7 protein-coding genes are annotated in these 10,550 nt (G+C 68.5%); 3 read left to right on the top strand and 4 right to left on the bottom strand.

The window, feature by feature from the left end; translation table 11 throughout:
- The 3 genes from QPK31_RS25825 to QPK31_RS25815 all read left to right on the top strand — a co-directional run.
- On the top strand, positions 1 to 4,351 hold a 4,351-nt coding region (locus tag QPK31_RS25825; RefSeq protein WP_290425763.1), incomplete at its 5' end, for an autotransporter-associated beta strand repeat-containing protein.
- A gap of 81 nt (positions 4,352 to 4,432) precedes the next feature.
- A complete protein-coding gene (locus QPK31_RS25820) occupies positions 4,433 to 5,170 on the top strand; it encodes a hypothetical protein (protein WP_290425762.1) in 738 nt (245 codons plus the stop codon).
- A complete protein-coding gene (locus QPK31_RS25815) occupies positions 5,167 to 5,955 on the top strand; it encodes a hypothetical protein (RefSeq protein ID WP_290425761.1) in 789 nt (262 codons plus the stop codon). Before QPK31_RS25820 ends, QPK31_RS25815 begins: the two co-directional genes overlap by 4 nt.
- 15 nt (positions 5,956 to 5,970) lie before the next feature.
- On the opposite strand, the gene QPK31_RS25810 is transcribed toward QPK31_RS25815, so the two are convergent.
- The 4 genes from QPK31_RS25810 to QPK31_RS25795 are packed head-to-tail and all read right to left on the bottom strand — an operon-like array spanning position 5,971 to position 9,999.
- Positions 5,971 to 6,795, bottom strand: coding sequence for a glycosyltransferase family A protein (locus tag QPK31_RS25810; protein ID WP_290425760.1), 825 nt, complete (start codon positions 6,793 to 6,795; stop codon positions 5,971 to 5,973).
- Between the two features lie 26 nt (positions 6,796 to 6,821).
- Positions 6,822 to 7,661, bottom strand: coding sequence for a glycosyltransferase (locus QPK31_RS25805; RefSeq protein WP_290425759.1), 840 nt, complete (start codon positions 7,659 to 7,661; stop codon positions 6,822 to 6,824).
- Positions 7,658 to 8,860, bottom strand: a complete 1,203-nt coding sequence (locus QPK31_RS25800) for a hypothetical protein (protein WP_290425758.1) — start codon at positions 8,858 to 8,860, stop codon at positions 7,658 to 7,660. The genes QPK31_RS25805 and QPK31_RS25800 overlap by 4 nt, the downstream gene beginning before the upstream one ends.
- A complete protein-coding gene (locus QPK31_RS25795; protein ID WP_290425757.1) occupies positions 8,857 to 9,999 on the bottom strand; it encodes a glycosyltransferase family 32 protein in 1,143 nt (380 codons plus the stop codon). Before QPK31_RS25795 ends, QPK31_RS25800 begins: the two co-directional genes overlap by 4 nt.
- Positions 10,000 to 10,550 lie beyond the last annotated feature (551 nt).

Here is a 10,550-nt window from a genome sequence, read left to right as displayed (position 1 = left end):
GCTGCTGGGCGGCCAGACGCTGACCCTGACCAACGCGCACGACCAGTTCGCGGGCGTGATCGAAGGCGCCGGCGGCCTGGCGATCACCGGCGGCTACGAGAATCTGGCTGGCGCGAACACCTACACCGGCGCCACCAGTGTCGGCGCCTGGTCGGCGCTGGAACTGTCCGGCTCGGGCAGCATCGCCGCATCGAGCGGGCTGCTCAACAACGGCGTGTTCGACATCGCCGCCACCAACAACGGCGCGCAGGTGCAATCGTTGTCCGGTTCCGGCGCGGTCCTGCTGGGCGGCCAGACGCTGACTTTGACCAACGCGCACGACCAGTTCGCAGGCGTGATCGACGGTGCCGGCGGCCTGGCGATCACTGGCGGCCGCGAAATCCTGGGCGGCGCGAACACTTACACCGGCGCCACCAGTGTCGGCACATGGTCTGCGCTGGAACTGTCCGGCTCGGGCAGCATCGCCGCATCAAACGGCCTGCTGAATAACGGCATCTTCGACATCGCCGCCACGAACAATGGCGCCGAGGTGCAATCGCTGTCCGGCTCCGGCGCGGTGCTGCTGGGCGGCCAGACGCTGACGCTGACCGACGCCCATGAGCAGTTCGCAGGCACGATCCACGGTTCGGGCGGCCTGGCAATCGCGGGCGGCCACGAAATCCTGGCCGGCACCAACACCTATACCGGCGCCACCACTGTCGCCAGGTGGTCGACCCTCGAACTGTCCGGCTCGGGCAGCATCGCCGCATCAAGCGGCCTGCTGAATAACGGCATCTTCGACATCGCCGCCACGAACAATGGCGCCGAGGTGCAATCGCTGTCCGGTTCCGGCGCCGTGCTGCTGGGCGGCCAGACGCTGACCTTGACGAACGCCCACGACGAGTTCGCAGGCACGATCCACGGCTCGGGCGGCCTGGCAATCGCCGGCGGCCATGAAACCCTGACCGGGACCAACACCTATACGGGCGCGACCAGCATCGCGGCGCACTCGACGCTGGAACTGTCCGGCTCGGGCAGCATCGCCGCATCCAGCGGTCTGCTCAACAACGGCATCTTCGACATCGCCGCCACGAACCATGGCGCGGAGGTGCGATCGCTGTCCGGCTCCGGCGCCGTGCTGCTGGGCGACCAGACCCTGACGCTGACGAACGCCCACGAGCAGTTCGCAGGCGTCATCCACGGTTCGGGCGGCCTGGCCATCAGCGGCGGCCACGAAATCCTGGCCGGGACCAATACCTATACCGGCGCCACCAGCATCGCCGCGCATGCGGTCCTGGAGCTCTCGGGCTCGGGCAGCATCGCCGCATCGAGCGGCCTGCTCAACGACGGCATCCTCGACATCGCGGCGACGAACAACGGCGCCGAGGTGCAATCGCTGTCCGGCTCGGGCGCAGTACTGCTCGGCGGCCAGACCCTGACATTGACCGATGCCCACGACGCGTTCGCAGGCGCGATCCACGGTTCGGGCGGCCTGGCAATCGTCGGCGGCCACGAGACCCTGACCGCGACCCATACCTATACCGGCACCACCACCATCGGCGCCAACGCCACCCTGGCGCTGGACGGCGCGGCGAGCATTGCCAACAGCGCCGTGCAAGGCGACGGTGTGTTCGACCTTGCCGGCGCGGCGGGCGACGTCGGCATCCGCAGCCTGAGCGGCTCGGGCAGCGTCCTCCTGGGTAGCAACGACCTGGTGCTGAGCGCAGCCGATGGCGCGTTCGGCGGCAGCATAGCCGGCAATGGCGGTGTGACCGTGCTGGGCGGGAAACAGGCGCTGGAAGGCGCGAACACCTATACCGGCAAGACCCTGGTACGCGGCGGCACGCTGCGCACCCTGGCCGACGCCAACCTCGGCCAGGGCAGCGCCGCGCTCGAACTGGACAACGGCACCTGGCAGACCGGCGCCGACCTGACCCACGAACGCGGCTTGCTGCTGAGCGGCAAAGGCACGGTCGATGTCGATGCGGGCACCACGACGATCGAAGGCGGCGCCGTGAACGGCAGCGGCGCACTCGTGAAGCAGGGCACCGGCACCCTGGTCCTGCGCGGCGTCCTCGGCAACAGCGGCGGCCTGCAGGTGGCGGCCGGCACGCTGGCGCTGGACGCGGTGAACACCTACACCGGCGGCACCACCGTGTCGCAGGGCGGCACGCTGCGCATCGGCAGCGACGCGGCCCTGGGCGCCGCAGGCAACGGCCTGACCCTCGACGGCGGCACGCTGCAGACCACCGGCACCATGGATTCGGCACGCAGCATCGCACTGACCGAGCGTAACGGCATCGTCGACACCGAAGGCGCGGACAGCGTCGTCACCTGGAACGGCAACATCAGCGGCGAAGGCCGCCTGGTGAAAGAGGGCGCCGGCACCCTGGTGCTGGGCGGCGACAACGGCGGCGGCAAGGGCAGCGACAACGTGCGCGGCGACGGCTGGACCGGCGGCCTCACCATCAACGACGGCCTGGTGAAGGTGACCCATGCCTATGGCCTGGGCTGGGGAAGCGTGCTCACCTTTAACGCGGGCACGATCTACGCCACCGTCGATATCGCCACCGGCCAGGACATCCGTGTCGGCGGCTCCACCGCGATCTACACCGAAACCGGCACCACCACGACCCTGGCCGGCAACATGCTGTCGAGCGCAGCGGGCAACGGCTGCTTCACCAAGACCGGCCTTGGTACGCTGAACGTCACCGGCACCGCCAACATCGACGCCACCTGCGTGATGCAGGGCAAACTGCTCGCGAACGGCAACTTCACCAGCCAGGTGACGGTGGCGCAGGGCGCCACGCTCGGCGGCAGCGGCACGATCAAGGGCGACCTGCTGGTACGCGGCACGCTCTCGCCGGGCAACTCGCCGGGCATGCTGACCGCCGACGCGAATGTCACCATGGCCAGCGGCAGTACCTACAAGGAAGACATCGGCGGCACCGTGCAGGCCTCGGCCGCCTCGCCGATCGGCGCGGCCGGCTACTACTCGTACCTGAACGTCGTCAACGGCAAGCGCTTCGTGATCGAGCCGGGCGTGACCCTGGCCCCGACGCTGAGCGACCTGTACACGCCGCAGGAATCGGGCTACGGCTCGGCGCCGCTGGCGCCGCAGCTGGGCCAGACCTTCCGTATCGTCACGGCCGATGGCGGCATCGTCGGTCGCTTCGACACGGTGGCCCAGCCGGCTGGCCTGGCGGGCATGCGCTTTGCCGCGTTCTACAACGTCGGCGGCAGCAACAGCATCGAACTGAAGGTGCTGCCTGCTTCCTACGCCGGCTGGCTGGCGGACGGCAAAGCTAACGGCAACGTGCGGGCGGCGGGTGCGGCCCTCGATACCCTCGTGGCCATCGACGAAAGCGGCCGCGCCAGCGCGCAGCAGAACGCCTTGCTGTACCGCGTCGCATCGTACGACGCCACCCGCCTCGCACCGCTCGTGCGCGGCCTGTCGGGCGAAGTGCACGCGGCGCTGGCGGCCGCGGCGCCACAGGCTGGCTGGGACCTGGAGCGCAGTGTCCTCAAGCACGGCGTTGCCGGCGACCGCCGCAACGAGAACAGCGCCTTGTGGATCGACATCACGGGTAACCGCGGCAAGTGGAGCGCCGACGATGCGGCATCGGGCTTCCATGCCGACCGCGTCCAGCTGACCGTGGGCGCGGACCTGCTGCGCGACGCCGGCACCCGCCTTGGCTTCGGCTACAGCCATGCCCGGAGCGACCTCGACGCCGTCGAGGGCAGCGGCAAGCTGCGCCAGAACAAGCTGTTCGTATATGGCGAGCAGGCCGTTGGCGGCGCGGTCGTCGACGCGATCGCTTCGCATGGCCGCGACAAGGCCGACAGCCAGCGCGCCGATCCGTTCGGTGGCGCCGCGCTGGGCGCGCATGTCGACGGCAAGAGCAGCCTGCTCGGCCTGGGCGTGCGGTCCGCCACCGGCGTGGCCGGCACAAGCTTCGCGCCGTTCGCACGGGTGACCCTGCAACACGCGCAACGCGACGCCGCCAGCGAAACCGGCGCCTCGGCCGCGGCGCTGGCGCTGGACAGCTACTCGGCCAGCGGCACGCGCCTGGTGGCGGGCCTGGCGGCGGCATCGCGCAACAGCGATCCGCTCCAGGCATCGACCTACCGCTTCAATGTCGGCGCCGGCGTCGACAGCGGCGACCTGCTGCGTCCGCGCCTGGGCGCTGCGCTGTCGGATATCGGCATCGCGGTCGCCGCGCCGGAAGCCGGCCGGGTGTTCCTGCAGGGCGGCGTGAGCGGTACGCTGCAGCTGCGCAAGGGCGCCTACCTGTACTTCGGCCTGAGCGGCGAAGCGCGCAGCGGTTACTACCAGGCCGGCGGCAACGCCGGGGTGCGCGCGGTGTTCTGATAAGGCGCCGGCGCAAGCCGGCGTGCATTGCATGGGCCGGCCCGCGCCGGCCCTTTTCATTTTTGGGATAGACTGCTGCGCATGTTCGACCAACTCATGCATTTCTGGATCAACCGCGCCGCCGACACGCAGCGGCGCGCCCTGGCGCAGGATTTCCTGGCGCGCGCCGGCGTCGCCAACACGCGGGTCGAGGCGGTCACGCCCGAGACGCTGCCGCAAGTGCATCTGCGCACACCCTTCGTCAATTCGCGCGCCGAGCTGGCGATCTTCTCTTCGCACCTGCGCGCCGTCGGGGAGGCCTGGCGCTCGGGCAGTGCGGCGGCCCTGATCCTCGAGGACGACGTGCGTAGCCACCATGTGTTCGACAGCGCCGCCTTGCTGGCCGCAGCGCCGCCCGACTGGGAAATCCTGCAGCTGCACGTGAGCCATGCCCCGGTCATCCGCGAGCTGGGCGAACTCTACCTGCGCCACGGCATCCTGTGGCACGAATGGGAGCCATCCTGCTATTCGGCCGGCGCCTACCTGGTCAGCCGCGCCGGCATGGAGCGCCTGCTGGCGCGTTACTGTCCCGACGGCGTCAGCGTCGACCTGACCGGCGTGCACGCCTACGGCAAACTGGTAGCCGACCATTTGCTGTACCGCCGCAGCATCTGCTACACGGCCACGCTGCCGTTCTTCTTCAATGATGTGGCGCTGGCCTCGACCCACGCGCCGCAGCGCGACGCGACCCACCACCGCCCGGGTGCGGCCGGCGCCGACGAGGTACGCCGGCAGATTGCCGCGCGCGCCGCTTATCCATTCGCCCTGCGGCCGCTATGACTGCAACCCGCCACGCCATCGCTGTGGTGATCGTCACCACCTGCCGTACCTCGCTGCTGCGCGCGCTGCGCTCGGTGTTCCGCCAGCGCCTGGAGGGCGGCCGCATCCAGGTGCTGGTGGGCGTCGATTGCGACCCGCACAATCGCCTGGGCGAGCTGCTTGCCGCGGTGGCGCCGGAATGCCCGCCGCACGTGACCATCTCGCTCATCAACCTCGGCTACTCGACCTCGCAGCGCCACGGCGGCCCGCACGCGTCCTACTACGGCGGCTCGCTGCGCTCGGCGCTGACCCTGCTGGCCGACGCCCGCGTGGTGGTGTACCTCGATGACGACGACTGGTTCAAGGAAGAGCATTGCGCACGCATCCTGCGCGCCATCGAGGGCAAGAAGTGGGCGTTCTCGTATTCGATCTACGCCGACGGGAATACCGGGCGCGAGTGGTGCGTGGACGAACTCGAAAGCGTCGGCGTCGGCCGCGGCCTGTATGCGCAGGCCTTTGGCGGCTTCGTGCGCCCGAGCGGGCTGGCCATCGACAAGCTGCAGCTGCTGCACGTGGTGCACCTGTGGTCCTGCGCCGCCTTCGGCAGCGGCGACGGCGAGGACCGCCTGGTATTCGCACAGCTGCGCAACGAGCCGCATGGCTGCACCGGCGTGGCGACCGTCTGCTGCGCGCTCGACCCGAACGACGCCCTGCATGCGCGCCGCGTGGCGTTCATGCGCAGCCGCGGCGTCGAGTATGTGGGCGAAGCGAAACGCGAATCGAGCCGCGCTGCGCCGCCGGGCTAGGCAGAGGCGGATCGATCACGGCCGGGGCTGGGCGCCCGCTGCTTCGGCATAGGCGGCGTAGGGGCCTTGGGACGCAAGGGCGGCCAGCGCCGCGTCGTAGCCTTGCGGCGCCTCGACGTGGCTGGCCGCCTTCCAGATGGCGTCGAAATGGCTGCCTGTCCAGGTATTGGCGCCGGTTTGCACATAGGTGTACAGCCAGGGCGCATCGAGCAGCACCACGCGCCCGCGCACGAGCATGGCGTGCATCACCGCGGTGTCTTCGCCGCGCGCCAGCGCCGGATACGGCGGCACCCGCTCGCGCCGGGCCAGCATCGAACCTTCCCACTCGCGCGTGCCCGACACGCCGATGCGCCACGCCGCCGGCGACCACAACAGCCAGCGGCTCAGGAACAAGGCCTCGGCCTGCATCGACTGCAGCATCAGCATGCCCAGTTCCAGCCGCTGCGGGTGGTACAGGTCGTCGTCGTCCCACTGGCAGATCCAGTCGCCGCGGGCGGCGGCCAGCGACAGGTTGCGCAAGGCGCCCAGGCTGGCGCCCGGGCCGTCGGGCACCACGATGCGGATGCGGCTGTCGCCAAGCGCGCGGCAATAGGCCTCGATCGGCGTGCCCGGCGCATCGCATACCAGCAGCAGCTCGCGCTCGGGCCAGCTCTGGCTGCGGAAGCAATCCACCGCGAAGCGCGACGGGAACAGGTGGCCGCGGGTCACCATCAGGCAGGACACCAGCGGCCGGGGACCGGGATAGGCCAGCAGCTGCAGGCTGCCTTGCTGGACCACGGCGCCGTCCTGGCCCAGCCTGAAGCCGATGCCGCGCTCCGGCTGCGGCAGGAAGTCCCTCATGGATGGCGCGGCAGTCTGGGTGTCGGTCATGGCAGAAAGGGGCGCGCCAGCGCGGCGTAGGTGGTGGCGCCGGCGCGCACATAGTCTTCGGTGAGCAGCCCGGCATGGAAGGCGGTGAAATCGGTGCGCCCTGCATCCCACCACAGGTGGCTGCACAGGTGCAGGCTGAAGACGTCGCGCGTGTCGGGGTCGAGCCGTTCGAACAGGTTCTGCATGCCGGCCGCGGTCCAGGGATGGCGGTAGAAGTACTGGCGCGGCACCACGTGCAGCAGATCGGGATGCGCCTCCCACAGGCGGCTCGCCAGCTGGCAGGAGTGGCTGGTCCACTTGCCGTCGAAGGCGCCGTAGGACGCGTCGAGCCAGCGCCCGATGAAGGGGCTGCCCGGGGCGGCCATGATCAGCGCGTTGCACAGCGAAGGGCGCAGCACGCCGCGGGCATCGGGCAGGGCGCCTTCGTCGCCCAGCACGCAATCGTATTCGTACAGGTGGTCCGGCAGCGCCGCCACGAACAGCGTGTCGATGTCGGCGTACACACCGCCGTGCTCGCGCAGCACCTTCAGGCGAATGAAGTCGGCTTCGTGCGCATAGCTCCAGCCGGCCGAGGCGATCTGCCGTCCCTCCTCGGACTGGGCGTACGAGGCCGCCGGCAGGGGCTCGCGGGTAACCTGGCGCAGGGTCAGGTGCGGCTTGATGCGCTCCCACAGCGGGCCATACGGCTCGTTCGCGTAATGGAACCAGATGGCGTCGGGGCGGTTCAGCTGGCGGCACGATTCCAGGCACAGGTAGTGCGCAAGGTGGAAGGGCTCGTTCTGTTCCCTGAGGCCGAAGATGAAGTGAAACAGGCGGGGAATCACGCTCGTGCTCATGCGGGTACTCCGATGGCCAGCCGGAACCGGCGCATGACGCTGCCCTCGGCATAGCGGTTGGCGATGGTTTCGCTGAGGCGCCGCGCGTGCGGGTCGGGCTGGTGCCGGTGTGCGAAACGGTAGCGCATCTTGCTGCGCGCATCGGCGACTTCGGCGACGGCCCAGCGATGGTCGCTGCCGTAGGACGTGCCGGGCCAGTCGATCGGCGCGAGGGTGCCGCCGATCAGGCCGGGATGGTCGCGCCCGAGGAAGTCGAGCTGGCCGCTCCAGCCGGTCATCAGCACCGGGCGCCCGAGCGCGGCGGCGTCGAAGGCGCCCATGCCCCAGCCCTCGGCGCGGGCGAGCGAAATATACGTGTCGCCCACCTGGTGCAGGCGGTCGATCCAGGCGCCGCTGACGCCGTCGCCGCTCAACACGCCCACCGTCGGCAGCGCCGCGCGCCCGTGCTCGCGCCGGAACGCTGCCATGGATTCCTGGACCAGCTGCAGCGAGGTCTTGCCCGCTTCATGCGGCAGCGGGAAGTGCACCGGCTTGGTCGAGGTCTTGATGCACAGCGCAACCGGTTCGTCATGCCTGAACTCCTGGAGAAAGGCATCGAGCAGGCGCGGTATGTCCTTGCGCAGCATCCAGGCGCCGATCGTGTAGAACACGAAGTGGTCGGCGCCGATGCCGAGCTGGCGCCGCAGTGCCGCGCGCTCCTCGGGCGTGACGTCGTCGTGGGCGTGACGGCGGATGTGGGGCACCACGTGCACCGGCACGGTCACGCCGCCGGCGCGAAACACATCGGCGTTGAATTCCGATGGGACCAGCACGCCGTCGTAGCGGTTCAGGATGGCCGGCCACGTGGCGGGAATCCGGTCCGACTCCCAGGTGCAGTAGGCGAAATTGGCCTTGCCCGGTTCCAGGCACTGGGGCAGGTATTCGGGAACCAGGTGCGCCACCACGATGCGGTAATCGCGCGGGGCGCTGGTGCGCGCGAGGATGGCCGGCAGGTCGCGCAGGGATGGGTCGCCGGCAGCGGCGCGCACGGCTTCGAGCAACTGCGGTGCCATGCCGGGCGCCCAGCGCTGCAAGCCGCTTGCGCCCCAGAACACCGGCTGCCACTGGACGTCGAGGCCGAGATTCAGCAAGCCGCGCAGGTAGGCGATGCCGGACAAGCCGTAGCCCGTGGTGTCGCCGTAGGAGATGTATTTGATCATGGTGCCAGGTCGTGTGCGAGCCGCTCGATGCGCAGCTCGGCGATGCGCAGGTGCGCGCCGCCGCCCGCCAGTATACAGACAACGATATCCTTGCGGCTGCCTGGTAGATCGAGCGTCAGGGCCGCGGCCGCCGGAGCCGCGCCGTCGACGCGGGCGCGCACCTCGGCCAGCGTGGCGCCGCTGCCCTGGATGTTCGCGCGCAGCGTCAGTTCGCCGCCGCCGCCTTCGGCCAGTACCAGCAGCAGGCAGTAACGGCCGGCCGCGAAGGGGAGGGGGATGTGGCATGCGGCCGTGCCGGAACCGGCAACGGGTGCCGGGTGTTCGTCGGTGCTGGCGCTGCGGAGCACCAGTTGGTCGCCCTCCATCACGCCGTCGGTGCGTCCGTGGCGCGCCAGGTAGCTGGCCAGCATCCGCACCGGATAGTCGGACGCGTAGACCAGGTGGGCGTAATAGAAGTCGTTGTAGTTGTTGACGCCCTCGGACAGGCCGAGCTGCTGCAGGCCGGCGGCGGACTTGGTGCGGTAGCCGATCATTCGTCCGTCGGTGGCATCGACAAAGGCAAGCGCTTCGGTATTGTCGCGCTGGGCCAGGTTGATGACTTCACCGAGGTGGATCTGTTCCGGCTCGCAGTGCATGGCGATGGCCTTGCCGAACAGGATGGGCCCGGTCGGGCAGAGCGACGACGCGCCACGGTAGCGGGTGCGGCAGTTTGCGACGATCATGCGGATCGCCGCTTCGAACGCGGGCAGGCGCGGCGGGGCGGCGATGATGGTATTGCTGACGATCCAGGGCGCATGCACGGCACGGTCGCGGAAAATCGCCAGCTTGCCCGAGGAGACAGGGAGCGGAGCATGGAAGAACACCGACAGGTCGGCATACGCGCCGCCGAACTCGTGCAGCAGGCACAGGCGCGCCAGGTCGGCGCGGTAGGCGTAGGGCATCAGCTCCTCGAAGGCCCAGGCCACGTCTGCCTCCATGTGACCGCGCAGGAAGTCGCGGATTGCATCCTGATCGTAGAGTTGGTGCGGCAGCGCCGGATGGTGCTCGCGGAACGAGGCGACGTTGCGCGCCACGGCCGGCGGCAGGGCGGCCACGTCGACGGCAGGGCGGTCGGCGATCAGGATGCTGAACAGTTTCATAGTGTAGGGATCAATATGCAGGGATCAATAGTCCAGGCAAGATTGTAGTGGGAAAGGAGGCCTTGCCAACAGCGACACAGCTTTGCTATAGTGCGCCTCCGCTTCAGCGCCGAGCGAAAACGTCAACGAAATCAAGTAGTTGATTTAGCAACGGCAAGTCAGGAAACTGAGCTGAAGCAAAGAAGGGGTTGACGAGGATCAGAAATTGCTTCATACTCTTTCTCCTCTGCTGCTGACGAACAAAACGATTCGCAAGCGCAGCAAAGGAAGCGCCGAATAAGTTCTTTAACAATTAACAGTCGATAAGTGTGGGCGTTTGATGAAGGTGCCAGCTGACTCGTTCAGCTGATTACTTAAATTATCAAATGTTCGCACAAAAGAAATATGTTGCTCAGCAATGAGTGACGGTCAGTATTTTGAGTGAGCGAAATCGATCCAGTGGATCGATTTCGGAATCGGTAGCAATGCCGGTTTCGACAAACAGAGATTGAACTGAAGAGTTTGATCCTGGCTCAGATTGAACGCTGGCGGCATGCTTTACACATGCAAGT

It is taken from the genome of Massilia sp. YIM B02769 (assembly GCF_030411995.1).
GTDB lineage: Bacteria > Pseudomonadota > Gammaproteobacteria > Burkholderiales > Burkholderiaceae_D > Telluria.
This window is presented reverse-complemented; position numbering and strand designations above follow the sequence as displayed.

Bases quoted from the DNA above. Each gene is read 5' to 3' on its own strand.
- QPK31_RS25820 (WP_290425762.1), top strand. From the start codon at position 4,433: ATGTTCGACCAACTCATGCATTTCTGGATCAACCGCGCCGCCGACACG.
- QPK31_RS25805 (WP_290425759.1), bottom strand. From the start codon at position 7,661: ATGAGCACGAGCGTGATTCCCCGCCTGTTTCACTTCATCTTCGGCCTC.
- QPK31_RS25815 (WP_290425761.1), top strand. From the start codon at position 5,167: ATGACTGCAACCCGCCACGCCATCGCTGTGGTGATCGTCACCACCTGC.
- QPK31_RS25795 (WP_290425757.1), bottom strand. From the start codon at position 9,999: ATGAAACTGTTCAGCATCCTGATCGCCGACCGCCCTGCCGTCGACGTG.
- QPK31_RS25810 (WP_290425760.1), bottom strand. From the start codon at position 6,795: ATGAGGGACTTCCTGCCGCAGCCGGAGCGCGGCATCGGCTTCAGGCTG.
- QPK31_RS25800 (WP_290425758.1), bottom strand. From the start codon at position 8,860: ATGATCAAATACATCTCCTACGGCGACACCACGGGCTACGGCTTGTCC.